The organism is Leptospira barantonii, from assembly GCF_002811925.1.
Lineage (GTDB): Bacteria > Spirochaetota > Leptospiria > Leptospirales > Leptospiraceae > Leptospira > Leptospira barantonii.
This window is the reverse complement of record NZ_NPDS01000001.1, coordinates 705,100-731,475: the sequence shown is the minus strand read 5'-3', so window position 1 is coordinate 731,475 and position 26,376 is coordinate 705,100. Positions and strand designations below refer to the sequence as shown.

20 protein-coding genes and 1 pseudogene are annotated in these 26,376 nt (G+C 43.3%); 15 read left to right on the top strand and 6 right to left on the bottom strand.

What is annotated here, in order from left to right:
• Nucleotides 1-23 precede the first annotated feature (23 nt).
• Genes CH367_RS03530 through CH367_RS03515 form a run of 4 tightly spaced genes read left to right on the top strand, consistent with a single transcriptional unit; the run spans nt 24 to nt 7,847 of the window.
• On the top strand, nt 24-5,378 hold the full coding sequence (locus CH367_RS03530; protein ID WP_100761081.1) for an AAA family ATPase: 5,355 nt from the start codon (nt 24-26) through the stop codon (nt 5,376-5,378).
• A 37-nt stretch (nt 5,379-5,415) separates the two neighbouring features.
• Complete coding sequence (locus CH367_RS03525; RefSeq protein ID WP_100761080.1) at nt 5,416-5,970, top strand: SiaB family protein kinase; 555 nt, start codon at nt 5,416-5,418, stop codon at nt 5,968-5,970.
• Nucleotides 5,971-5,972: 2 nt separating this feature from the next.
• Nucleotides 5,973-6,347 carry a DUF1987 domain-containing protein gene (locus CH367_RS03520; RefSeq protein WP_100761079.1) on the top strand — a complete coding sequence of 125 codons (375 nt, stop codon included), beginning with the start codon at nt 5,973-5,975 and terminating at the stop codon, nt 6,345-6,347.
• Between the two features lie 24 nt (nt 6,348-6,371).
• Complete coding sequence (locus CH367_RS03515) at nt 6,372-7,847, top strand: adenylate/guanylate cyclase domain-containing protein (RefSeq protein ID WP_100761078.1); 1,476 nt, start codon at nt 6,372-6,374, stop codon at nt 7,845-7,847.
• Between the two features lie 153 nt (nt 7,848-8,000).
• On the opposite strand, the gene CH367_RS03510 is transcribed toward CH367_RS03515, so the two are convergent.
• Together CH367_RS03510 and CH367_RS03505 are read right to left on the bottom strand one after the other, a co-directional pair.
• Entirely contained in the window at nt 8,001-8,459 is a 459-nt protein-coding gene (locus CH367_RS03510) for a VOC family protein (protein WP_100761077.1), read from the bottom strand.
• Nucleotides 8,460-8,530: 71 nt separating this feature from the next.
• On the bottom strand, nt 8,531-9,613 hold the full coding sequence (locus CH367_RS03505; protein WP_100761076.1) for an endonuclease/exonuclease/phosphatase family protein: 1,083 nt from the start codon (nt 9,611-9,613) through the stop codon (nt 8,531-8,533).
• A 136-nt stretch (nt 9,614-9,749) separates the two neighbouring features.
• On the opposite strand from CH367_RS03505, the gene CH367_RS03500 reads away from it, so the two are divergent.
• Nucleotides 9,750-10,769 carry a hypothetical protein gene (locus CH367_RS03500; protein ID WP_100761075.1) on the top strand — a complete coding sequence of 340 codons (1,020 nt, stop codon included), beginning with the start codon at nt 9,750-9,752 and terminating at the stop codon, nt 10,767-10,769.
• 27 nt (nt 10,770-10,796) lie between these two features.
• Here CH367_RS03500 and CH367_RS03495 read toward each other — a convergent pair whose 3' ends face one another.
• Complete coding sequence (locus CH367_RS03495) at nt 10,797-11,738, bottom strand: alpha/beta hydrolase (RefSeq protein WP_100761074.1); 942 nt, start codon at nt 11,736-11,738, stop codon at nt 10,797-10,799.
• 280 nt (nt 11,739-12,018) lie between these two features.
• Here CH367_RS03495 and CH367_RS03490 point away from each other — a divergent pair, with 280 nt between their 5' ends.
• From CH367_RS03490 to CH367_RS03480, 3 genes are read left to right on the top strand one after another with little or no spacing between them, the layout of a single operon-like run.
• Entirely contained in the window at nt 12,019-13,407 is a 1,389-nt protein-coding gene (locus CH367_RS03490) for an MFS transporter (RefSeq protein WP_100761345.1), read from the top strand.
• Nucleotides 13,408-14,112: an acireductone synthase gene (mtnC, locus tag CH367_RS03485; protein ID WP_100761073.1), complete on the top strand. Its 705-nt coding sequence runs from the start codon at nt 13,408-13,410 to the stop codon at nt 14,110-14,112. It abuts the gene before it with no gap.
• 31 nt (nt 14,113-14,143) lie between these two features.
• A complete protein-coding gene (locus CH367_RS03480) occupies nt 14,144-15,394 on the top strand; it encodes a tetratricopeptide repeat protein (RefSeq protein WP_100761072.1) in 1,251 nt (416 codons plus the stop codon).
• A gap of 36 nt (nt 15,395-15,430) precedes the next feature.
• On the opposite strand, the gene CH367_RS03475 is transcribed toward CH367_RS03480, so the two are convergent.
• Nucleotides 15,431-16,723: a DUF1577 domain-containing protein gene (locus tag CH367_RS03475; protein WP_100761071.1), complete on the bottom strand. Its 1,293-nt coding sequence runs from the start codon at nt 16,721-16,723 to the stop codon at nt 15,431-15,433.
• A 287-nt stretch (nt 16,724-17,010) separates the two neighbouring features.
• Here CH367_RS03475 and CH367_RS03470 point away from each other — a divergent pair, with 287 nt between their 5' ends.
• Together CH367_RS03470 and CH367_RS03465 are read left to right on the top strand one after the other, a co-directional pair.
• The gene (locus CH367_RS03470; protein WP_100761070.1) at nt 17,011-17,538 is read left to right on the top strand and encodes a hypothetical protein; all 528 of its coding nucleotides are present in this window, start codon (nt 17,011-17,013) and stop codon (nt 17,536-17,538) included.
• Nucleotides 17,538-18,338, top strand: a complete 801-nt coding sequence (locus CH367_RS03465) for an enoyl-CoA hydratase/isomerase family protein (protein WP_100761069.1) — start codon at nt 17,538-17,540, stop codon at nt 18,336-18,338. Before CH367_RS03470 ends, CH367_RS03465 begins: the two co-directional genes overlap by 1 nt.
• Here the strand turns inward: CH367_RS03465 and CH367_RS03460 are convergent, their stop codons facing one another.
• Nucleotides 18,339-19,541: a putative glycoside hydrolase gene (locus CH367_RS03460; protein ID WP_208861970.1), complete on the bottom strand. Its 1,203-nt coding sequence runs from the start codon at nt 19,539-19,541 to the stop codon at nt 18,339-18,341.
• A 150-nt stretch (nt 19,542-19,691) separates the two neighbouring features.
• Here CH367_RS03460 and CH367_RS03455 point away from each other — a divergent pair, with 150 nt between their 5' ends.
• From CH367_RS03455 to CH367_RS03435, 5 genes and pseudogenes are all read left to right on the top strand, one after another.
• Nucleotides 19,692-20,633, top strand: coding sequence for a histone deacetylase family protein (locus tag CH367_RS03455; RefSeq protein ID WP_100761343.1), 942 nt, complete (start codon nt 19,692-19,694; stop codon nt 20,631-20,633).
• A 60-nt stretch (nt 20,634-20,693) separates the two neighbouring features.
• The gene (locus CH367_RS03450) at nt 20,694-21,212 is read left to right on the top strand and encodes a DUF1564 family protein (protein ID WP_100761068.1); all 519 of its coding nucleotides are present in this window, start codon (nt 20,694-20,696) and stop codon (nt 21,210-21,212) included.
• Nucleotides 21,213-21,256: 44 nt separating this feature from the next.
• Nucleotides 21,257-21,454 (top strand): annotated as a pseudogene (locus CH367_RS21130) (hypothetical protein); the annotation flags it as partial.
• Nucleotides 21,455-21,717: 263 nt separating this feature from the next.
• Entirely contained in the window at nt 21,718-23,751 is a 2,034-nt protein-coding gene (locus CH367_RS03440) for an NHL repeat-containing protein (protein ID WP_100761066.1), read from the top strand.
• Nucleotides 23,748-25,748 carry a tetratricopeptide repeat protein gene (locus CH367_RS03435; RefSeq protein WP_100761065.1) on the top strand — a complete coding sequence of 667 codons (2,001 nt, stop codon included), beginning with the start codon at nt 23,748-23,750 and terminating at the stop codon, nt 25,746-25,748. Before CH367_RS03440 ends, CH367_RS03435 begins: the two co-directional genes overlap by 4 nt.
• Before the next feature lie 24 nt (nt 25,749-25,772).
• Here the strand turns inward: CH367_RS03435 and CH367_RS03430 are convergent, their stop codons facing one another.
• Nucleotides 25,773-26,369 (bottom strand): hypothetical protein, encoded by a 597-nt coding sequence (locus CH367_RS03430; protein WP_100761064.1) that lies wholly within the window; start codon nt 26,367-26,369, stop codon nt 25,773-25,775.
• Nucleotides 26,370-26,376 lie beyond the last annotated feature (7 nt).

The window sequence follows — 26,376 nt, the reverse complement described above, 5'->3', positions numbered from 1 at the left end:
CGAATATAAGAAAATCGACATATATGAAAATAGAAGGTTACGAACTAAAAGAAAGAATGAACGCGGATTCCTCCACGGAGGTCTACAAGGCGATCCGCACGAAGGACGGCGCAAACGTCGTCATCAAATACATTCCGATTTTAGACGAACTGCATCCGGCGGTCGTCAATCTTAGAAACGAATACGAAATTCTGAATTATCTCGCTTCGGAAAGAATGATCCAAGCCTTCGGCATGGAAAAAATTCCCGAAGGTTTCACCTTGATTTTGGAATTCGTTCCCGGAGGAACTCTCAAACATTTCTCGGGAAAAAAACCGGTCAACCTAAAGGACTTCTTCAAGATCGCGATCGATCTCTCGGAAAAACTCGGTGAAATACATAATAAAAAAGTAATACATAAGGACTTAAAGCCGGACAATATCATATTCAATCCGGACAACGAGTTGTTACGAATCGTAGACTTCGGGATTTCGACAAGACTTTCGAAAGAGGAAACTTCCTGGTCCAATCCGAACCGTCTCGAAGGAAGCATTCACTACGTTTCTCCCGAACAAACGGGAAGAATGAATCGTTCCGTGGATTACAGAAGCGACTTCTATTCTCTCGGAGTCACCTTCTACGAACTTCTCACCGGAAAACTTCCGTTCGAAAGCGAAGATCTTTTGGAACTCGTACACTTTCATCTCGCAAAATCACCGATAGAACCCCGTAAGATCCGCAACGAAATTCCGGAAGCGCTTTCGCATATCGTATTAAAACTTTTGTCCAAAACCGCGGAGGACCGATACCAAACCTCGGAAGGACTCAAGGCAGACTTGGAAACGACCCGAGACAAATGGTTGGAATCCGGCGACGCACCCGCGTTCACTCTCGGTTCCAAGGATTATTCCAACGAATTCAAAATTCCTCAAAAACTCTACGGAAGAGAGGAATACATCGAATCGTTGTTAGGCGAATTCAAACGAGTCACCGAAACGGGAAGAACGAGCGTGGTTCTAATCGCGGGTTATTCCGGCGTCGGAAAGTCCTCACTCGTAAAGGAAATCAACAAACCTCTCACAGAATCCAAAGGTTATTTTATTTCCGGTAAGTTCGATCAGTACAACCGCAACGTTCCTTTCAGCGCGATCATCCAGGTTTTTTCGAATCTCATCGAACAGATCCTCACCGAATCCCCGGAAAGAATCGAGGATTGGAAAAACAAAATCCGGGACACGTTAGGCGCAAACGGAAAGGTGATGACGGACGTATTGCCCGAACTCGAGTTTATCATCGGAGAACAGGCTCCGGTGACGGAACTCGGACCGCAGGAAAACGCGAACCGTTTTTATCTGGTATTTCAGAATTTTATAAAGATCTTCGCAAATCAGGATCATCCGCTCGCGGTTTTTTTGGACGATCTTCAGTGGGCGGACACTCCTTCCCTCGAACTCGTAAAAAATCTGATCGAGGACGTTTCCGTAAATTATCTTTTTCTAATGTTGGCCTACAGAGACAACGAGGTGGATTCCACACATCCGTTCTCCACGATGGTGACCGGGTTGGAAAAGGAAGGATTCCGTCTGGATAAGATTCTTCTCAAACCCTTGAGTTTGGAAAACGTAAACCAGCTTTTATCGGACAGCTTGAGAAGACCCGCGGAAGAAACGCTGAGTTTCGCTGAAATCGTATATTCAAAAACGAGAGGGAACCCGTTCTTTATCAACGAACTTCTCAAACAACTTTCCAAAGAGGAAATCATAACGTATCAAAAAGGAAGTTCCACGATCTCCGGCAAATGGATCTGGAATCTCGAAAAGATCAAGAAGACCGATATTTCGGATAACGTGGTCGAACTTCTCGTAAGAAGAATCAAAAAGTTATCCCCTCGAACTCAGGAAACCTTAAAACTCGCCTCCTGTATCGGAAGCAATTTCGATCTCGGAATCCAATCCAAAATCCTCGGCGCGACCCTCAAGGAAACCATGGCCGCGATCATGGAAACCATGGAAGAAGAACTGATCGTTCCGATCGGGGACAACTACAGACTCGTGGATTCCATGGAGGAAATCGGGGAGAACAAGGATAAAAATTTTCAAACCGCAAAGACGATTCAGTTCCGTTTTCAACACGACCGGGTTCAACAAGCGAGTTACGAACTTTTAAGCGAGGATCAAAAACAATCCGTTCGTTTGCAGATCGGAAGAATCCTTCTCGAGAACCTGAACGAAAAGGCTTTGGAAGACTCGGTCTTCGACGTCGTGAACCACTTGAATACGGGTTCGATGTTGATCACCGAAAATTCCGAAAAAAGAAAATTACTACAATTGAATATTCAAGCCGCGCAAAAAGCGAAACTCTCCGCGGCTTACAAACCCGCGAAGTTGTATTCCGAAAAAGCCAGAGAACTTTTGTTCGCGCTTCCCGAAGCGGAAAAAGGAGACAAGGAACTCTGGGCCAAGGAATACGATCTTTCGTACACGGTTCATAAGGAGCTCGCGGAAGTTCTGTATCTCAACGGGAACTTCGAAGAATCCCAAGAGATGATCCACACACTTTTGAAACAGGCGAAAACTCCGGTGGAACAAGCCGAAGCATATAACCTTTTGATGATAGAATATTCCGCACAAGGAAAGTTCGATCTCGCGATGCCTACCGTGATCAAGGCCCTCAAACCTCTGGGAATCGAAATCCCGACTTCCAATTTCGACAAGGTTGTGGACAAGGAAATCGAAGAGGCCAAAAAGAATTTAAAGGGAAGAACCGTAACATCGCTGTTAGACGAACCTTTGATGACGGACCCGAATCATATCTGGGCGGTCAATCTTTTGATCAGCGCGATCCCGATGGCTTACAACAAGGAACCCGCCCTCTTCCCGGTGATCTGTTTGAAGATGGCCAATCTTCTGATGAAATACGGAAACCTTTCCGATTCTTACGGATATTCCTGTTACGGAATGGTCCTTGTGGGAAAACTCGCGGATTACAAAGGAGCATACGACTTCTGCGAACTCGCTGTAAAACTCAGCGAAAAACACATGAACTCCGGCGGATACACAAAGGCCGCGAACATTCTCGCGAACTATTCTTCTTCGTTCGTAAAACATCTGAAACTTTCAGAGGAAGTAAACGTGAAGTGCGTTCAATCCGCTCTGGATTCCGGCGAGTTTTTGCACGGAAGTTACGCGGCGATGAACGATGCGTCTAACGTGATGTTCCAAGGGAAGAATCTTGAAATTCTGAAACCCAAGATCAATCAACTTCTCAAGTTCGTGCGCAAGGTGAAGAACAACCTCGCAATCGATACGATTCTCGGGACCGCGCTTGTTCTTTCCAATCTTCGCGGAGAAACCGGAAGTCATCTCGACTTCTCCACCGCGGAATATCAGGAAAAAGAATACATCGATCTTTGCAACGATCACCAAAGTCCCGCGCCGATCGTCACCTTTAAGGTGATGAAGGTTCGTTCTCTTTTGATGTATGGAGAAAATCAACTCGCTCTTCAAGAAGCGGAAGAAGCGAACGGAATGATTCTCTATCTCGGCGGTCAGTATGGACCGCTCGAGCATAACTTTTTGTATTCACTCGCACTTGCGGCGAATTATAAAAAAGTTTCGCCGGATCTTAAAAAGGAATATCTGAAAAAAATCAAGGAGAATCAGAAACAACTTCTTTCCTTAGCGGAAAGTTGCCCCGAGAATTTCTATCACAAATATCTTCTCGTGGACGCGGAACTCGCGAGACTCGAATACAAAAACTGGAAGGCCGCAAGAACCTATGAAGCCGCAATCCGGGAAGCGAGAAAGAACGAGTTTCAAAACGACGAAGCGCTTGCCTGCGAGATGGCCGCGATGTTCTGGCTTTCCAAAGGAAGCGTTAAGATCGCCGGAGAATTCATCAACGAAGCGTTCCACCGTTACGGACTTTGGGGAGCCAATCTCAAACAAAGCATGCTCAAGTCCAAGTTTCCGGAATTCATCCGCGAAAGAGGAACCGGCACGTTACGCACACACCGAACGATTTCGAGTACGACCGCCGCGGCGACGGAAGTTTATTCCGGACAAACTCTCGATCTTCAATCGGTTCTCAAAAGTTCCACGGCGATCTCCGGAGAGATCAAACTGGAAAATCTTTTGGACAAATTGATGAAGATCGTAATCGAAAACGCGGGAGCACAACGCGGAGTTCTCATTCTTAAAAAAGAAGGAAGACTCTACGTGGAAGCCGAAGGTTCGATCTCTAAAGACGACGTGGAAGTGTTGACCGGAATCCCGCTTGGGAACAGTAAAAATCTTCCGATCTCCCTGATCTATTACGTGGAAAGAACCAAGGAGAATCTGGTTCTCAGAAACGCGAACCAGGACGAGAAGTTTAACAAAGACGAATATATCAAAAATTCCAAAACGAAATCGGTTCTTTGTGCGCCCGTAATCAAACAGGGCGAAATTTCGGGGATTCTCTATCTCGAAAACAACCTTTCCGAGGGAGCCTTCACTTCGGATCGATTACAAATTATGAATATTCTTTCCTCACAGGCCGCGATCTCCATCGACAACGCGTTACTCTACGCGAACATGGAGGAGAAGGTACGGGAAAGAACGAGAGAGTTGGGGCAGGCTAACGCGGACTTAGGACTTAAGAACCAGCATATCACGGATAGTATTCAATATTCTTTGAATATTCAACAAGCGATTCTTCCTTCCGAAGACATTCTCGAAAAGAATTTGAACGAACAGTTCGTGTTGTTCAGACCTAAGGACATCGTATCGGGTGACTTCTATTGGTTCAGTAAAAAAGAAGGATCAATTTTTCTCGCCGCGGTCGATTGTACTGGACACGGAGTCCCCGGTGCGTTAATGTCAATGATAGGAAATACTTTACTCAACCAGATCGTAAATGAGGCGGGCATCAAGGATCCGGGAAAGGTTTTGGAACATTTAAACCGAAATGTTCGACAAGCCTTGAAACAGGATACGATGGACGCGAACTCCGTGGACGGAATGGATATCTGCTTCTGCAGGATCGACGGTGATAAGGTACTTTTTGCAGGCGCCAAAAGACCGCTCTATTTCTCAAAGGGTGATAAGATCGAAGAGATCAAAGGCGACAGACATTCGATCGGCGGAAGACAGAAAGAAGATTCAAGAACGTATACGACACACGAGGTGAAACTGGAAAAGGGAAAACCCACCATGTTCTATCTCGCGACGGACGGATATATGGATCAGCCGAATCCTCAAAGACAAAGAATCGCGAGCAAGGGATTGATCGGCTTTTTACAAAGTGTTCTCTCATTACCCGCATCCGAACAAAAGGAACGCCTCGCGGCCTTTTTAGACGGACATCAGGCGGGAGAATCCCAGAGAGATGACATAACTTTGATCGGGTTTCGAATCTGATCCCGGAAACGAAAATATAGGAGTATGTTAAAAAGAAATGATGGAAAACAAGTCCGTAGACCTGTTTAAACAGTATAAAGAGGCCTGCGATTATCAATTAATTGTTTCCTTTAAAGGACGCCTATCGCAGGAGGTCCTTACGGAATTCGGTTCGATGATCCGCACCTCTCTCAGCGCGGAATCGAAAATCAAAAAAATCTTCGCGGTTTTCATCGAACTAGCTCAGAATATGCTACACTATTCCGCGGAAAGAAAAGCTCTCGAAGACGGAAGGGACAGCGGCGTCGGCATCATCATGGTCGATGAAAAATCGATTGGCTATAATGTTTCGTCCGGGAACCTTGTACTAAACGACAAAATCGAATCGCTAAAATCGAAATGCGAGAAAATAAATTCTATGTCGAGGGACGAGTTAAAAACTTATTACCAACAGCAGTTGCGCTCGGATAGACCCGATGACAGCAAAGGTGCGGGAGTCGGTTTGATCGATATCGCCAGAAAATCGGACGGACCGCTTTCCTACGATATCGCGCCGGTGGACGATAAACATTCGTTCTTCACACTCTCCGCATACTTCACAAAGGAAAATTGAGAATGGAATCATTACATATCCAACAGACCAAAACTTCTCCGGAGGTTATTTTAGACACTGAAAAGGGTGCGGTCGAAATTATAGGAGAATCCTATCCGGAAAACGCGATCGCGTTTTACAAACCGGTATTCGATTGGTTGAACTCCGCGATGGGTTCTAAAACTCAGATCCAAGTAAAGTTTCAATTGGATTATTTCAACACGAGTTCCTCCAAAGTGATCATGGACATTTTGGATTCCCTTCAGAAATACCACGATCAAAGCGGAAAGGTGAAAATCCTTTGGTTGTATAAGGAAGACGACGACGATATGCAGGAGACCGGAGAGGAATTCTCATCCGATCTTTCTCTTCCGTTCGAACTGAAATCCTACAAATAAAACGGCTAAGCCTCGGAACGGTTTATGGAACCCGCATCTTCAACTCAGAAGGACTTCAATTCTTTTTTCGAAAACGAATTCCAATTGTTAAACGAAGTCAACGAGACCCTGGATAAAAAAGAATCCCTCGATAAGGAAAATCTTTTTCAGGAGTTGAGAAAGATCGGAGACGCTTACGAATCCCTTTTAAAACAATCCGCAAAACTGATGAAGATCGGCGATTCCACTCAGAATCGTCTGATCAAAACGCAGACCGAACTTCAGGATTCCAATCAAAGACTGGTATCGTCTTATCAAAACCTAAAACAGTTGAGCGAGATCGGCCAGATGATCACCGCCAGTCTCGAACCGAAAATCATTCTTACTTCGGTTTATGAAAACACGAAGTCCATGGTTTCGATGGACGTTCTCGCGTTCGGGATCGTGGAAGAAGGGAAAAACGAAATCAAATATAAATTCAGCCTGATCGAAGGACGTTATACGCCCGCGCCTTCCGTGGATTCGCTTACGGAGGAGAATCCTTCCTCTTTTTGTTTTCATAACAATCAGGAACTGATCACAAACGATCTCGAAAAGGATTTCCCGCAGTACGTCACCACGATTCAAAAACATTTCGGCGAAAAATCCAACTCGGTGGTTTATCTTCCCTTGAAAGTGGAGGAACGTTTTATCGGAATTCTCACGATTCAGAGTTACGAAAAGAACGCATTCAACGAAAACCAACTCAGCATCTTAAGAACTCTCGCCAACTACGTGGCGATCGGTGTGGATAACGCGGACGCTTACAAAACACTTTCCAAAAGAAACCGCGAACTTAAGGATTCTTTAGAAAAGATCAATATGTTAAACGAAGGCTTGGAGAAGGAAAGACAGAAGTCCGAAAGTCTTCTGTTGAACATTTTGCCTAAGTCGATCGCGGAAAGATTGAAATCCGGAGAAAGCGTGATCGCGGATTATATCCCGACTTCGACCGTTTTGTTCGCGGATATCGTGGGTTTCTCGAAACTTTCCACGCAGATCCCCACTCCGAATCAACTCGTGGAAATTTTGAATCAGATCTTCACCTGTTTCGACGACATCGCAAGCAAACACCAACTCGAAAAGATCAAAACCATCGGGGATTGTTATATGATGGCGGGCGGAATTCCGAACGCCACCGACGACCACGCCGAAAAAATCGCGTTAGCCGGAATCGCTATGATTCAAGGCCTTAAGGATCTGCAGAAATCCTGGAAATACGAATTTAATATCCGAATCGGAATCCACACCGGAGACGTCGTGGCGGGCGTGATCGGTAAAAACAAGTTCGTCTACGATCTTTGGGGCGATTCGGTGAACACGGCTTCGAGAATGGAATCGCACGGACAACCGGGCAAGATCAACTGTTCCGAAGCGACCTACGAAGTCCTCAAGGATTTATTTTCTTTCGAAGACCGAGGAATCATCGAAGTCAAGGGCAAAGGCCCGATGAGAACCTTCTTTCTTTTGGGTAAGAAATAGACCCGCGTGAGCGATCGACGCGGATTCAACAAATTGTCGCTTTAAATCGAATATTCAAAAACTATAAAATTCAATTTGTTGAATGGAGCGGAGAGCGCGGCCGCAATATAGAACGTTTTTTCGCGTTCTAAAGATGCGGCACGCCCGAAAAAATCAACTGAGGGCTTTGATCACGTCCGCCGGAGCCTGCACGAGTTCCACGAGAACACCTTCGGACGAATACGGGAATTCTTCGTTTCCTTTCGGATGAATAAAACATACGTCGTATCCCGCGGCGCCTTTGCGGATTCCACCCGGCGTAAAACGAACTCCTTTTGCGGTAAGCCATTCGACCGCCTTATGAATGTCGTCCACCCAAAGTCCGATATGATTGAGTTTCGGTTCGTGAACCTTCGGGCTTTTGTTGACGTCGATCGGTTGCATGATATCCACTTCGACCGCATATGCACCCTTTCCCATTCTCAGAATGTCTTCGTCCACGTTTTCCTTTTCACTTTTAAACGTTCCCGTTTTTTCAAGACCGAGAATATCCACCCAAAACGTTTCGAGTTTCTTTTTATCTTCTCCGCCCACGGCGATCTGTTGAATTCCCAATATTTTAAAAGGTCTCATGATTGTTCTTTTCCAAGTTCGATATGTTCTTCATCCAGAGAATTCTTTTCTTTTCTCGTGACAACGCGAAATCAACGCGCCAACGAATAGGTTCCGATCATCGGAAAATGATCCGATACGGTCCAAAGAATCCCTCCTTGATCCACTCTATATCCGGTTTGTTTCAGATTTGAGGAATAAAAGATATAATCGATGGTTCGATCCGGTTTTCCGATCGCAGGGTCGTTCGTATAGTGCGTATAGTATTTTTCCCTTTCAGGTCCATTCAAGATTTTGAATGGAACCGCGGAGTTCCATCCGTCGAAGAGAGGTTTGATTTCCTGTTCGTCCGAATAAAAGAAAGCTCCGTTCGGATGCATTGACTTACGATCGAAACCGGGAGGAAGAAGATTAAAATCACCGCCCAACACCCAATAATGACCGGCGAGATCGAGTTCTTTTAAAAGCCCCGCGATCGTTTCCACCTGTCTGTGCATCGTATCCGTTCCTTGGGAGAATGCGTCGAGATGTGTGTTCAAAACGGTGAACTTATCCCCGCCTTCCACCGGAAAATCGCTCTGAAGAATCGCCCTCTTTAAGTTGAACTGAGTCGAAACCGGATCCGCCGGCATCAACGGTAAAGAATGTCTGATCCCGTCGGAAATTTTATATTTACTGATCGTCGCGAGTTTCATACCCACGCGTCCCAGAATTTTAGGATGGGGAACGAACGCGGCCTTCCAATAAAACGCCTCGCTTTTACAAGGGAACGCAGAGCCGACTTGGGAAAGAATTCTTTCCAGTTGATCTTCTCCGAACGTGTTCTTGGCCCCGTCGTGTAGTTCCTGAAAAAGAACCACGTCCGGATTCTCCGCTTTGATATAATCCGTGATTTTTTTAAGAGTCTCTTCGATCTCTTCCCGAGAAGGTCCGAGATCCGGTCCGTCCCCGTTTGGAACGTCGTACCAGAACACTCTTTTTTTACCGGCAAGATATTGCACATTCCATACCAGAATCTTGATCTTGGAATCCGGCTTTAAGAGAGGGGCTTTCGGATCGCATACAACGTCCGCGGGTTGTGCCTGATCCGGGTGATACGTGATCGAGTAGATTAATATCAAAAGGGAACCGAAAAGAATTCCCAATACCGCCAATATTTTTCGCAACCAACCCATCGTTCCTCTCCTAAGAAATCGTCTAAACGGACAATACTTCCGTTTCAAAGAGAATACAAGTTACGCGGAGAGAAAAGCGAGTGTAAAGGATTTTCTTTTTGAAAGGGTGGAATAAAAACTGTCCGTAGAGCCTGAGATGAAAACATTCCTAACGATTCTATTCTTCCTTTTTCTGATACAAACATCCGCCTATTCGGAAGAACTCGAACTCAAGATCCGCATCAAAAACGGAACCACCGGCAAGGAAGGAAATATCGAGTCCTTAAAAATCATAGCCCTTCAACAAGGGATGATTCCGATCAAGGAGATCGGTCCTTCCCAAGGTTCGTTCGTCGTTTCCAAACTTTCCGTTCCCGATCAGACTCCGATTCTCCTTCAGGCGAAATACGGCGGAGTTAACTACAACAAAATGGTTCCTCCCGTTCCGGTCATGCGTTCCGGAGTTCAGGAAATCGTAGTCTATGAAAAAACAAAAGAGAGATCCTTAGTCAGAACCAGATCGGCGATGCAGATCTCCAGAGGAAGGGACTTCCTCAGAGTATTTAAGATTTATCTAATATCAAACAACACCATTCCTCCGAAGAGTTATCAGGACGAACAAAATCCGTTCGAGGTTTTTGTTCCTTCCGAAGCGACCGACGTCGTAGGTCAGTTGACTCAAGGCGATTCGAGGATGGCGATTCCTCTTTCTCTTCAAGACGGACCGAACGGGAAATTTTTGGATCGGGCCATTCTACCCGGAAGTTCCGAATTACAAATCTCTTATACGATTCCCGCGAGTAATCTTTCCACGGTGACGTTTAAGGATAGAATGCTCGCCGAAAAGGACGAAGGGTTTCGCGCCGTATTCTCCAAACCTCAGGATATGGAAGTGTCCTTTATCGGCGCGGCAAAACAGGAAAGAATCCAAGAAGACGTTCCATCCGATATGAAAGCGTTTAAGGTCGCGTATTTGGCCCCGAGATACGAGGTTTCGATTTCCGTCGCGGGCGGGGCTCCCGTCGCCGAAGTGGAATCGGAACGAGTCAATCGTAAGATCGAAAACGGAACCTGGTTCCCTACGACCGAACGATCCTTATTGGGACTTGTGGCAATCCTCGGATTTCTATTTACTCTTTCTTTCGTTTTTGTCTTTAGAAAGAATTCAAATTTTTGAATATTGTAAAAATCGCAAGTAACACGGTCAAACCGGGCTTTTCTTTTTGCTCGGAGCGACCGGTTTCTTTTTCACCTTCAAGGTAGAATCCTTCGAATCCGAAGATATCTTTTCCCTCTGAATGGTTTCCAAAAAATCCCGAATGTCGCTCAACACGACGTCCCTGTGTTCCGGGAATTCGTTCATCAATTCGTGATACAGACCCGGATAAATTTTGATTCTTTTGTTTCTATAGATTAGATTCTTATAAAGTTCGGTGGAACCGTTGTAGTCGATCAAACCGTCTTCCTGACCGTGAAGAATCAAAGTCGGACAACGAAGAACGTTCGCCTTTTTGATAAGTTTAGGTCCGATCTCCAAAAGTTCGGTTCCCATCTTCAGAGAAACCTTACCGTGAACGAGAGGATCCTGTTGATACGCTTCGATCACTTCGGGATCGTGGGAAAGATAGTGAAGATCCAACTCCGCGTCCACGATGGTGGCAGGGGAAATTTTGCTTAAAAAACCGCCTACGATTCGTTTCAGATTCTTTTTAAAATCCAATCTCACGCGAAGAGCAGGAGAACCCAAGATCAACCCGAGAATATTGTCCTGATTGATTCCTTCCTGGGAATAACGAAGCGTAACCGCACCACCCAAGGAATGACCCAATAGAAAAAAACGATCCTTTCTTTCCCGTTTGAGAACCTCTTTCGCAAAATCGGAAAGATCCCTCACATACAAATCGAAGGAATCCGCGTGCCCCCTCTTCCCTTCCGAGTTTCCGTGACCTCTCATATCGAAGGAATAAAAGTTGATGTCGCTTTTTGCGAAAAAACGAAGAAGGTTCGTATAACGTCCGCTATGTTCTCCGAACCCGTGATGAAAGATCATCAAACGATTGGCGTTGGGTTTCGTCCAAGATTGGCAGTATAACTTTGATTTATCCGAACTGGATAGAATGTAAAATTCTTTGTGGTGAAAGGTCATTGGGGAAACCGATTTGTCTGGAAGAAAGGAATCATTAAAACGATACGGGTCAACTAAATAATCATAAACCGATTAAAAAGGGGATTTTTTCATCGAAACCGTTTTTATTTAAAAAAGAATCGAAGACGGTCTATGTCTCGTTGTGCGCACTCGAACGAGGGAGCCGAATTCTAAAATCGAACTTAAAGTTTCCTTGAGTTTTACTCCGCTCTTTCCATTGTTTGAATTCGTTTCGGAAACCTATTAAGAATCAAGAACACATATAAAAGTGGAGAGAATCATGAGCAAAGGAACATCGGAGAAAAGCCTTCTTCGTTTTTTCGGTTTGGGAGAATTGGCGAATCACGGATGGAACGCGATCCTCGCGTTTTGGATGATTATGGGAATGGCGTTTTTTCTCTTTGCGGATCAGAATCTAATCGCGCCTAACTTAAAAAACATAGGAGCGTCCTTCGGACTCAACACACAAGAGGACGTGGATTGGTATATAGGCGGACTCATTCCGATTTTATTCTTCATTTTAGGCGGGGCCGTTTCGGTAAGTATGGGTTACTTATCGCAGAAGTATTCCCGCAAAACATTGATTATACTATCCGTGTTCTTGGGTGAAATCCCCTGTTTTCTTTCCGGCTTTGCAACGAGTTATTCCGAGTTCGTAGTCTATAGAACTCTTACCGGTTTCGGTTTGGGGGGAATTTTTCCCCTATTGTTTACGGTACTCGGCGATTATTTTTCGGATAAGTCCAGATCCACCGCGGCGGCTTACGTTTCTCTTTCGATGGGAATCGGACTCGGGGTCGGTCAGCTTCTCGGAGGAATTTTAGGAAACGCAGATCCGATCAACGGATGGAGAACTAGTTTTATCTATCTTTCGATTCCTTCCTTCTTTTTCGCGATCGTCTACTGGATCTTTTGCAAGGAACCGATTCGAGGCGGAGGAGAAACGGAATGGAGCGGAATCGCCGAAAAATTTCCGGAAGAAAGTTTTCATCTTCGTTGGAGTGACATTCGACTTCTTTTCAAAAATAAGACGAACATAGGAATATTTCTGCAAGGAATTCCGGGTTGTGTGCCTTGGGGAGTTTTCTTCGTGTTCCTCGTGGATTACTACGAAACCTCGTATCACCTCGATAAGGCGACCGCGACGATGCTCTTGACCTACGCGGCCGTCGGGGTTTTTGCGGGAACCTTTTTCGGAGGAATCATCGGACAGAAAATCTACAACTACAAAAAGAGACTTCTGCCCATCTTTTGTATGTCGAGTATTCTACTCGGAATATTACCTTGTATTTATCTTTTGAAGGCCGAAAACATCGCGACGTCCGGCGTCTTTATCGTAGTGAATATCGTCGCGGGTTTTATCATATCCGTAACCGGACCGAACGTGAGAGCTACATTAATCAACGTGAATATTCCAAAAAATAGAAGTAGTATGTTCGCGCTCTACAATCTCACGGACGATTTAGGAAAAGGACTTGGACCGGCGATGAGCGCGGTGATTTTGGGACTTACACCGGGAGATCGTTCGCTCGGACTTTCCATCTCCGTATTTTTTTGGATTCCTTGCGCGCTTTTCTGGCTGATGGTTCTGAACAATTTTGAAAAAGACGAGAAAGACGTGCATGATTATCTGGTCTCAGAAGCCAAAAAAATCAAAGGGGTCGCGTAATTGAACATAAACGCTTTCGAGTTTTATCTATTCGACATAGAAGGGACTACTACTCCCATCGAATTCGTTCATAAAATTCTTTTTCCGTATTCGATCGAAAAGTTCGAAACGTTTTTTAAAACGAATTCACTCGAAAGAGAATGGATCGACAAGTTGCTCGAAGAGGGAAAATCAGATTCGAGTTATTCGGGAAAACTTTCGGATTCTCCCGAAGACTTGAGCGCGTTTTGTAAACATCTTGTTTCCCAGGATAGAAAGAGCGGTCCTCTCAAAGAGATTCAGGGAAGAATTTGGAAAACCGGTTACGAAAGCGGAGAACTGAAAAGCTCCATGTTCAAAGACGTTTCCGAATTTTTAAAAAGAATCGGCGCCGCGAAAAAACGCGCGGCCGTTTATTCTTCCGGAAGCGTTCAGGCACAAAAATTAATTTTTGAATACTCCGATGCGGGAAATCTCACCGGATATTTTTCCGCTTACTTCGACACCGCGGTCGGCGCTAAAAGAGAATCCTCCAGTTACGAAAAGATCGCGGAACAACTCGGAGTCGCTCCCGAAAAGATTCTGTTCTTTACGGACATCAAAGAGGAAGCGGACGCGGCAAAGAATGCGAAACTAGACGCTTTCGTTTTGGAACGTCCGGGAAATCATCCTCAGGCTCAACATTCTCACGTAAGAATTTCCTCGTTCGAAGGTTTAAACCCGTAAGAATCTCCATTCTTCCCGTAAAAAAAATCGAATCGGAACCGCATCGGATCGATTCTTTTTTTCAGGCGGGACCTGCAAATCGACCGATCTTTGGAAGGTGAGATCCTTTCCAGTTTTCTTTCCGATTCTTTTCTGCATCCTATTCGGACAAACGATCAACGCGCGCGAACTCGTTTACGCGTTCAGAGAACCGGGTAAACCCGAAAAGGAAAAGATGATTCTGATCGGAGAAACCGTTCTTTACGATAAGGTAAAGCCGATCGAAGAGGAAGGGAAGAATAAGCATCTCGATATCGGAGTCGATACGAGAGCTGACTTGGTTACGATCAAGATCAACTACGATCCCGGCCTTAGAGTCGGTCAGATTTTATATCTCATAGAAAAAGACTTCGATCATAAGAATTACAAAAACGGAAACGTTGTCGCGCAGATCGAAATCAAATCGATCTTTCAAACGTCCTTTATCGGCAAACGCGCGAGAGGAATCGGAAATCTAGGACTCGTTAAAGATAGAAATCTAATGGTCGCGGCTCCGCTCGTTTCCGAAAAAATCGAGTCTGCGATCGTGGAAAGAAAAAAGGGAGACTATCATCTTTCCAGAAACGAAATCGCGGAGTCCATTCGTTCTTACAAACATACGATCAGCTTGGATCCGTCTTCTCCGATGGGTCATTTTCGTTTGGGACTTCTGTATAAAAAAACGGGAGAAGCTTACGTTTCCGCGGGGTCCGAGTTCTCCATGGCGTGGAAGAATCGAAAACGTTTCGGAAACTCTCAGGAAGAACTGGAATTTTATACGGAATACATCGATTACTTAAATCATAAATACGAAACCGAAGGTTTTAAGAACTCCGCGATCCTTTCTAAAACGATGGAAGTCATCCAAGAAGCGTTTAAACTGACTAAATCGGATTCGGAACTTCTCATTCGTTCCGCGTTGACTTACTATTATCTTTACAGGGAAGAATCGAAATCCGGTAAAACTCCCGCAGGCGCTTCCACAAATCGCAAACGATCGGATACGTATTACGAGATCGCGGAAAAACTTACGAAACATGCCGACAAACTCGATCCTTCCGAATATAGAATTCATCTTTTAGCTTGTAAATTGTATCTCGATAAAATCGGAGAACTTACTTCCGAAAGCGGCCAGACCGGCATAGGAGAATCCGAAGAAGTCGGGATCTTAAAGGGTAAGTTCGCAGAAGCATTAGAAAAGTATAAAACGTTTAAACCCGCTTCGATTCCAGGCGATCCTTACGTTTTGAAGCCGATCCAGTAAATCCCGTTTTCTAAGTTTTTCGAGATCGTTCGAGATTTACTCGGAAAGAACCTTTCTGGTTTTCATGAAGATGTATTTCTGAAGAATCAGCATATCGTCCGGATTGGAATCGAAAAAGTTCACCCCGAGATGATATTTCCCGTCTTCCACCACGATATATCGAACCACCTCGCCTCGAAGAATCAAAACCCTTTCCGAAACGGGTATGAATATCTTTATAATATTATGTTTTTTTAAATATTGAAAAATTCTTTCCTCCTCGATTTCGAACAAAAGCCCGTTGATACTGATGTCGACTACTCTCGTTCCGGCCTTCGTATTTCTGTAATTGTCCTCGCGGATGAAAATTTTAGTCATCGAATAACTGAAAATCTCTGAGAGTTCGATCAAATATCCCACCTGGGAAGGTGTGATCGAATATCGATCCATTGCGGAGGTGTAAACTCGGATATATCCGATGACGTCGTTGAACAATCGAATCGGCAAAATCAGATAGGAAATGACGAATTCTCGGATTTCCTTCTTCTGTAGTTCCCTAAAAAATTTATCCGCGTAGTCCTGTCCGTTTTCGAGGACCATACGAATGTATTCTTCCCTGTAGTTATCCACTCCGGCGCCGGAATCGTCGCTTTCGTTTTCGCGGATGTAGTTGATGATCAGGGAAGTATCCGGTATATACACGGGGCGATCGTGTCTTTTGATAAACGACTGTAGAAAGGATTCTTCCTTATCCTGAGAGAAAAATACGACGTCGTATTCCTTGGAAACGGTCGAAATATATTCGGAAATCATAATATTAATCAATCTTAAATCGGGATTGTCCTTTTTGATTTCCCGCATCAGATTGTTAAATCTTTGTTCGACCTGGATATTTCTTCCTATTTCCCTTCCTCCCCCCGAAAGGGATCTAAAAAGAATCACGTAGTTCATAAAAAGATCGTCCACCGCAACACGGACGTTCTTTCGAAACGATGCGGCTTGTAGTTCCGACGGTATCCGAATTTGTATGATCGAATCCTCTAAAAATTCGAGAATTATGACCTCGAACTGATAGAGAATATTCATGATTTCGAAACTGATTTTTGCTCTGAGAGTTAGTCCCTGTGTAGCTCCGGGAATTCGCAGATTTACGCTCGTTTCGGCGATGTCTTCGATCACCGCAAAAAATCTTTGCCCGTCGTAATCGAATGGGAACTCCACGTCGTCCGCTTTGAGATAATAGAAGAGATGTTTTACAAGATTGATGTCGGTTCCAATGATCGTTTCCCCAAACATCGTTTCGAGAATTGTGATAAGTTCCTGTAAACTGTCCGATCTTCCGACTGCCATATTTTCTTTTTGCGGGGGTTACTCTATCTTAAATATCGGTTTTTGGGATGTCGGAATTCAGTCGTCGAGTTTAGGGACATAACATCGAAAGCATTGGGCTCTGCGGAGTTTCGAACACGTTTGGATGAAATAGTGGATTCTTAGAGCATCGTAGGAGCTCGAACTCTCGTGTAGATCCGACATTCGGTGGTCAACCACAGCACATGTAAAGAGCACTAAATCTTAGAATTGCAAACTTCAGGAAAAAAATCCCAGGGAAGGTTTGAGATTAACCCGAAAAAGAATGTATGGATACAAGAAAGTCGGAACTCAACCCGGAATTATTCGATATGATGAAACAGGGAAAGCTATCAGCCGGAAAAATCCTGGATTTGATCGCTTTGAAAGAACTCGTCGATCGATTTGCAGTCACTCCTTTTATCGAGGAAGAAAAAATCGCTCAAATCAAAGAGAAAACCGGCGTAGAACCGGACATTCTGACTTGGGGCGACTACTTCCAAACCGAAATCGCATCCCGATATTTTGAAAAGTCGGAACTCCAATTCAAAAAAATCATGGAGACAATCCGATTCGACCTTATTTCAGCGCATTTGATCTTTTCAGGAAAACCTGAATACTTTCAGGATTCCGTAAGAGGACAGGCATTGATCTCCAAATCGATCGATTCTTCTTTTTGGACTTTAGAAGATGAAGAAGCGGTCCACCTCGAAACTCTACTCGAATACTATACTCAGATGGGAATCGGAGAAAAACCGTTGACCATATCCGATCGAATCTGGTATGAAAGCTTTGAGTTGGAGAAAAAAGCAATTTAATGGGATTTATCGACCAAGACACAATCGATCTAGGATCTGGAAGCAAGATTCTAACCTTAAGTTTAAATAACCCTGAAACTAGAAATTCTATGACCCGAGAAATGGGCTTAGAATTTAAAAAGATTATAGACGGGTTGATAGAAGCACCCGAAAAAAATAAACCTCGAGTTGTCATTTTAACGGGAAAAAATGGCATATTCTCAGCCGGTGGAAATTTCGAATTACTCAAATCCTTTTCAACCAGAGATTATGAAACGAACAAAAAAACCATGTTCGAATTTTATAATCTATTCTTGTCAGTAAGACGTTTAGACATTCCGGTCATTTGTGCCGCAAACGGCCACGCAATCGGTGCGGGGTTTTCACTCGCTTTTGCTTGCGATATTAGAGTATTCTCCAACGAATCAAAATACCAATTCAATTTTGTTAAACTTGGAATCCATCCCGGAATGGGCTCAAGTTATATCGTGAAAGAATTATTTGGAACCCATATTGCAAATCGACTTCTATTCTTGGCTGAAACCTTGAATGGAGAAGAGGCGTTCCGACTTGGACTCTGCAATGATTCCGTTCCACAGAAAGAAGTTGTAGGAAGAGCGACTGAAATGGCGATCGCACTTTCAGAAAGCGCCCCTTTAGCTCTCAGCGAATTAAAGAAGAATACTTACGACAAGGACAAGTTAGAAGCCGCTCTTAGAAAAGAAGCTGAATCGCAAGCACGCAACTTTATCTCTTCCGATTTCAAGGAAACAATAAAGGCGATTGAGCAAAAAAGAAAACCTGTATTCAAAGGACTTTAATTAGTCCTTCTTTGTCTCGTTGTCGTAATCTTTCAAAGCCTGGAAAGTGGATTCATAATCATTCCAGGCATTCCATACCACGAATCCATGACCGCCGCTGTCGTAAGAAGCCTTAACCTGCGCTTTAATATAGTCTGAAAGTTTGAGACCCGACTTTCCGATGGACATATTGAATCCTTGAATATAAGGAATCACCCTCGTTGTCTTTAGAGATCTCTTTATAGTCAGAAGAGTTCCGTCATAAACGGTCTGGTAAGGATCCTTGATTCTTGCGGGCATACCGTAAAAGTGCGAGGGATATAACATAGGATAGAGAACATCCACAACCTGAGCAAAAACTTCTACCTTTTGTCCGATTGAATCGTTTTGATTAAAAGGAACTCTGCCAAAAATGTCGGCTCCTATATAGGGGAGATGGTCACATTTAAGAGTTTCATTGCGAATATCCTTTATGATGCCAGAAATATTCTTATATCTGGTTTCGTAGGTTAATTTTAACTGAAGATTATCGGCGTATCGAATGTAATCTAATTGGATTTCAGGAAAACCAGATTCACAGGCCGCCCGAATCGATTTATGAATAGATGTAATTCTTTGATTTGAAGGTTTTTCTGTCGGAAGCCCGCCATCAAAGTTAACAACCCTCGCGACTGGATAAAAACCTTCAGCAATCAAATCTTCTAATATTCGCTTCGACGGCGGCGCAGGTTGCACATCAATCACAAACAAATTTACTCCGTGCTCTTTGCTTTTTCTCCTCAGTTCCTGAAACTCTTTCGTTTTCTTTAATGTTCTCTGTGAAATATAAATCCCTCTAGAGAAATTCGGAGATATCACGTTCTGAACAGATTGTGAGGTCGTATTCCTCTTTGAGTTTTCTTCTTTTTGTTGAGTTCCGACTTCTACTTTCGCAGTTGTATTCGGTTCAGCTTTGGAGTTAAGGGGCGGTGATTTGAATTGGGTTATCGGAGTTTTAATTTCCGATTTTCGAGATGAGGAATCTCCTGCATTTTTCTTTGAAACTTCTGGAGCTCCGACCTCTACGTCTCTAAGTTCTTGAAAACCTGTTTCGGGTATCTTCTTTTGCATTCTACCCTTTGGAAAAGGAAGATCAAAATCGGGAAATAAGGACACAGTCCAAACCAAAAAAGAGAAAAGTATAAGAGTTATTTTGTTCACGTCGGTTAAATGTTTCGTAAGCATCGAAGAAGTTTTTTAGTTCTCCATAGAATGTCGGAATTCAACGCATTCAACTAAAAAAGACTGTTCGAAATTTAAAATAATAGGCATTCTCTTTGAAAAAACTCGGGAAAGACGTTGGTATTTCCTGAACAAATTGATCGGGAGGAAAAGATGACCACTGGATTCATATTCTCTGAGGATTTTATTTACCACAATTCCGATCCGAAAATCCCTCATTTTGAAAACTCCGATCGAATTCTTTCCTGTCTAAGTAAACTGCAACAAACAAGCTATTTCAGTTCCTTATACTTTCCAAAATTAAAAGAAGTTAATCCCAAGTTTTATAATGAAATTCACTCAAACTACCTCATTCAAAGAATAGAAGATTCGAAAAATAAAAGAGGATATTTCGACTCTGATACGCCTTTTACGGAGAAGTCATGGGTCGCGGCTTATTCCGCCGCAAATTCCGGAATTACTTTAGCCGACGCTTTGATTTCAAGCAATATAAAGAACGGCTTTTCACTTTTAAGACCGCCCGGACATCATGCTGAGCACAATCGCATTATGGGTTTTTGTATGCTAAACAACGTAGCTATCTCGGCTCGATATTTGCAAAAGAATGGATTTAAGAAAATTTTTATTATTGATTGGGATGTTCATCATGGCAATGGCACTCAGGAGATTTTCTATAGGGATCCAAATATTTTTTATCTATCTATTCATCAATTTCCATTCTACCCGATGACCGGTGCTTCAACGGAAATTGGTGACGGAGATGGAGTCGGAACTACGAAGAATATTCCGATGCAAGCAAATTCTGGAGATCAAATCTACATTCAAAAATTTAAAGAAATCGTTATTCCGACAATGGAACAATTTGAACCGAATATAATTCTAATTTCCGCAGGCTTCGATGCACATAAAGATGATCCTTTAGGAGGAATGAATATCACAACGAATGGTTATGAACAACTTTCTCGTATTGTTCTCGAAAGTGCAGAGAAAATTTGTCAAGGTAAAGTTCTGTCTTTTTTAGAAGGGGGTTACGACCTTAAGGCTTTAGCCGAATCGGTGGAAGCACATATTGCCGTCTTAAAATCTTTTTCATAATTCTTTCATTTCATACTCTCTTCGTGTAACTCTTAGAACTGTACTCGATAGAGGTTCGAAATGATTGAAAATCGTTTACAGGATTTTACTGAATTCAAGGGGAAATCTAAAAAAGATACAGGACCTTCCGATCTGTTAGTCCCAATACATTTGGAAGGATTTGTCCGAAAGCAAATAAAGAAACACCGAACTTTAAAAAATTACTTTCATTACTTATTGTTTAAATTTCAAAAAAGAAATCTATTCTCTAAATTTCAGGATTCCGCTTTTAGAAAAACTCTCTACCAATCTAAGAATCAACAATTGATTCGATATTCGTTCCGTCCCGATTATCAAGATTGGTATGAAGCAAAATTCGCCGGTTTTTATTTCGGAATCTCGATTTGCAGATTTTTTTCTCGACTTGTAGATTTAGATAAAGAAGAAGATTCTCAGCATAAAAATCTGCAAGGAGGGCCTTTAAAATCGGAGCGAGAAGACACACGACCCTTCCACTTTTATTTTACAATCTTTTCGAATCGGAAATTAATTTTAAAAAAACTAATGCGAGGTAAGAATTTCGAGTTGAATAGTGCATAATTTTCCGTTTTTTTCAATCGCGTAATCCGATATTCAAAACAGGTATGGAAGCTTCCTTGGAAGAACTGAATAATATTGAAAAAAGATTTAGAAATTATATTCTAATCTTGGATTTTATTCTTAGGGAAACAAGAACAGAGCTTTCTGAAAATCGTGCGAAACGCGAAATGTGGCAGGAACACCATGATAGTTGGAAACAAAATCATGGAACTGTGGCCCCGGATTCTTTTCAGGACCCCAAAATTACGATTGAGCCTTCGTTAATATATAGGGAGTTCCGTCCTCTTCAACCTTTGACTGAAACGAATTATGGTCAAATTCCTTCCAAGGCTCTTCTAATCAACGAATTCCGTCCCCTTCTTTAAAGTTGCCAAACGAACTCTTTAAATATTAGGATTTTCATTCATCGAAAGACAAGTTTCTGTACCCTTAGATTCTAAAAAGTCCTTGAAATTATGTCTCTTACGGCCATTTATTGAGAAGATAGAGGCAAATTAAGAGTTCAATGTTCCGTCTGAATCGATTTCTTATCCCCTTAATTTTCCTTTTTATTACTCTATCGTTGAGTTCCGACGGACTCCCTAATTTCTCCATTCAGGAAAAGGAAGCACGAACCCAATTTGCGAGAGGATTCTCTTATTTTAATAACTCCCAGTATTCTTCATCCCGAGAAAACTTTCTTAAAGCGCTATCCATAAAGAACGATTTTACGTTAGCACGTTTGCTTCTCTCCAACTCGTATTATCTTTCCGGTGACTGGCCTGAAAGTATGTCGGAATTAGAACAAATAGAAGGAACAACAGGACTCAACCAGATTCAGAAAGCAAGGTTGGATGCTCTCAGGATCAATCTTGCTGGCGGTAGCCAAGATTCCGCAGTTCGCTATTATTCAGCAATCTTAGGAGACGATCTCCGGCGCTTCCGCTTTCGAAATCCTTCGGATGTAGCCATTGACGATGACGGATTTCTTTATGTTTTATCCTTCGATACGGCGAATATTGTAAAGTTTGATCCCAACGGAAACCCGGTGGACAACTTTAAGGGTTCCTTAGGTCGGAACTTATCAGGTCCCCTATTCTTCTCGTTGAGAGGGACCTCGATATTTGTCGCGGATTTCAAAGCGGATAAGATCTACGAGTTCAATACCAGAGGCGAATATCGAAATCGATTCGGCATTTCGGGGAAAGGAAACGGAGAATTTCACGGACCAACGGGAATATTCCTTACAAAGAATGGTTTTCTTTATATCTCCGATTCAGGAAATAATCGAATTCAAAAATTAAAAACGGATGGGACTTTCATTCAGGAAATCGGTGTCGGAATTCTGCGCAACCCATCGGGATTAAAAGTAAATTCCAAGGGCGAAATCTACGTAGCCGACCGTGGAAATTCGAGAATCGCAGTATTCGATTCGGAAGGAAACTTTCTTAGGGAAATCACCAACCCGAACACACTCTCTTCCCCGCGAAACCTCACGATTCGAAAAAACGAAATCTATATTTCGGACGAAAAGTCGGGACTCATCATTTACAACACACTCGACAATACTTGGAGATTACTTGATTCGTTTCGAGATTCTAAGAACGTAGTTCGAAAGCTCAACCAACCGTTCTCATCCGCATTCGATTATACCGGAACGCAGTTCATTGCGGACTTCAATCGACATAGAGTGGAGATTTTCAGTCCTTCGAATCAGTTGAGTTCCAACATGGATCTTGTTGTGGAAAAGGTCCTGAACAGAGAATATCCCGACATCTCCGTTTTTCTAAGAGTGAGAGACAGATCCGGGCGAGATATAAAGGCGATACCGAGGAACTCGTTTAGAGTTTATGAATATGGAAACTTATCCCCCCTGATCGGACTTGCGGATATGCAACAATTCAATAACCGGGTTTCGGTATCTCTCATTTATGAGAATACTCCCGAGGTTAAGGCTGGCTATCAGGTATTCGAAAAGTCCCTTAAACCGCTTTTGATGTCCCTGAGACAATACGATGGCATCGAAGTCCTCCGTTCAGGGTCGGAACTCATCAAAGCATCCGACTTCACCTATTCGATGCATGAGATTTTTAGAATATTAAGAACTTCTCCCAACGACAATACGTCGAAAACGGGCAAGGCTATCTATAGAGGAATGTCGGATCTACTCGACCGCTTAGGTCCGAGAATCGCCTTGGTTCTGGTCTCCGGAAATTCTTATCCGGATTCTTTCACACAGATTTCTCCGGAAAAAATCATTCGATATTCTAAGGCGCATGCGATACCGGTTTATTTTCTTTCTCTATCGGATACGGGACCGGCCGTGGAAACCTATAAAACGATCGCGGCTTCGACGGGTGGAAAGTTCATTCTCATTCCGGGCGAAGGACTGGAAAAGAATCTTTACGATTCCTTCTTAGGACATAAGGACAGACGTTATATCGTATCCTTCAAAAGCCGAGTGGACGCGGATAAAAAAGACTTTTACATTCCTTTAGTCGTAGAGGCGAACTTCAGAAACACCTCGGGCAAGGCCGAAACGGGATTCTTCACGAAATGAGTTTAGATTTTTTAAAAAGACATTCCGTTTTTGTAATTATCCTATTCTTATTCGTCGCTCCGGTTTCGTCGCAGGAAACGATCCGAAAAATCCAGGAAGGAGAATCCTTTCTCAAAGATAGAAACTACACCGCGGCCTATCAGTCCTTTTCGGAAGCGTATCGATCCAATTCCATGTCGGTTCGCTCCTTATTGGGACTTGCCGAGGCGGCAAAACACATTCATAAATACAACGAATCCTTCGAAGCTTATAACAAGGCCCTTGCTTTAGAGCCGGAAAACAAAAACGCAATCAAAGGCGCCGCCTTAGCGTATATTCGTAAAAAAGAATATCAGAATTCTCTAAACCTCTTAAAACCTTCCCTGGAAACCGATCCCTTCGACCCGGTATTGGCCCCGGTTCAGATCCAAATTCTTTTGGAAATGGGAAATTACGAATCGGCCCTCAAAAAACTGGAAGCTTCCCGATCCAAATTTCAAAGCTCGAAAGAAGTTCAAATTTTGGAAGCGAAGGTAAACGGAAAAACCGGGAATTATTCCAAGGCATATCATCTTTGGAACGCGATCCTTTCCAGCTCATCGGATGACCCGGATTTATTTTTCAGCATGGCTTCCTTGCTGATCGATTGGTCCGAGAAAAATTCTCCTCAAGAAAGAAGACAAAAATTGGAAATCGCTTCCGAAAAATTGGAAAGGGCGATCTCCTTATATCCCGACTTTGAAGAAGCCATCGATTCTCTAGTAAGAATTAGAATCTGGCAAGGAGACTTCGTCTCAGCGGTTCCTCTTTCCAGAAAACTCGTTTCTTTGTATCCTCAAAATCCTTCTTATCTTTATCTGAAAGCGTTTGCGGAAGAAAAAGAAGCGAATAAGGATTCTTCCACGAAAGAGGCTCTGAAAAACGATCTTATAGAAATATTAAAATTAGATGATTTAGATTCCGTATCCAGACAAAAGTCCGAGTCGGTCGCACTCGGTCACTTCCCGGAAAACAATTCTTTCCGAAGAAAACTCGGAGAATATAGAATGCAACGTTTTCGTTCTTCGAAAAATTCTCTTTTGTATGATATGGCTTCTCATCATCTTGCGTCCGCAAGAGAATTGATTCCGGGCCAACCCGAGGTTCAGTTTCAAACGTTATCCGAATACAAACGAAACGGATTTTTCCCTCGTTATCTGAATCTACTTTTGTTTTTGAGAAAGAAATATCCGGAAAACGAAAAGTATCAGTATGAAATCGAAAATCTTCTTAGCTCGATGAAACAATCGATCGCATACAAAGAAGGAATGGTGGAGATCACCGGCGACAATCTTCTGGAAAACTACGGAAGAACACCGCCCGTTCTTTTACTTTTCGATCTTTCCGATAAATCGTATCTCGGAGATTATCCGGATCTCGCACTTTTGGTTTCTTCTTCCGTTCGTAAGAATCTTTCATTAAGTCCTACGATCACTCTTTCGAACGTTTTGGAAACCGCGCGCACAAATCCCGCCTCTTTCGATTTAAACGCGGACGCTTACACGGGTATTCTTCCGTTTACGGAATCGACTTTTCTTAAGATCAAGGATACTTCTAAGAACGGAATCAAACCCAGATTCCTAATTTACGGTTCCCTAAAATACGAAAATCATTCTTTAAACATCGACTGGACCATTAAGGATTCGAAATACGAAAAAGTCCTCGCGACGTTCCGTGTTTTTGCGAAGGGAAGAGACTTTATTCCCGAAGCGTCCGCAAGATCCGTCGCAAAAATTCTGGCCGCGATTCCACCTTCCGGTTCGGTTTTAAGAGTTAAGGACGAAGACATCATCATCAACGCCGGAACTCTCGACGGTTTAAAAAAAGGAAGTAAGATCCAAATCTACAATACTTCCGGTAAATCCGGCGAGGCGACGATCGAAGAAACGGATTATTTTCTTTCAAGAGCAATCCCCGACAACGGAAATAACGGATTGAAAACGATCTCCGAAGGAGATCGGGTCATCTGGAAACGTTAGTCGAAACTGTGATTCGACGATTTTTCAGTCGCGGCGGATCGGAAATTCGCTGAAATAATCCAGAATTTCCTCCGCGATTTCCTTTTCGATCTTTAAAATCTCTTCGATCTCGTGTCGTTCCGTCAAATCCAGAAACCAAATTCTTTCCCGAATTTCTATTTTAGAGAATTCTAATTTTCTAATTTGTATAGGAACCCAATCCGGAAGTCCGTCGACGTTTTGATATACGCGCGGTTGATCGTCCTTGAATAGATTCCGGTTGATCCGAATCTTAAATCGGTTCAGAATCGTTCCGTATTCCACATCCAAGTCCACGTCCGGATGAATTCTAAATTCTCGGTTCAAGGCGTCCCAATCGATACGCGATCCTTCCAAACAGATTTCGTCGATCTCGCTCATCTCGACGACGATCGGATAAGAATGGATCGTCTTTACGTTCTTCTTTCGATCGTAACCGACTTGAACGTTGGAATGTTTGTTTTTTCTTTCGATTCTGATCTGAAACGCGGAACTCGGACGATTTTCAAGATGTGCACGCACCTCTTCGATCGCCTCGGGCGAAAACTGTAAAGGCGGGACGGCTTCGGAAGTTCCCGAAAAAATACGCGAAAGAAAGTTCATAGTTTCG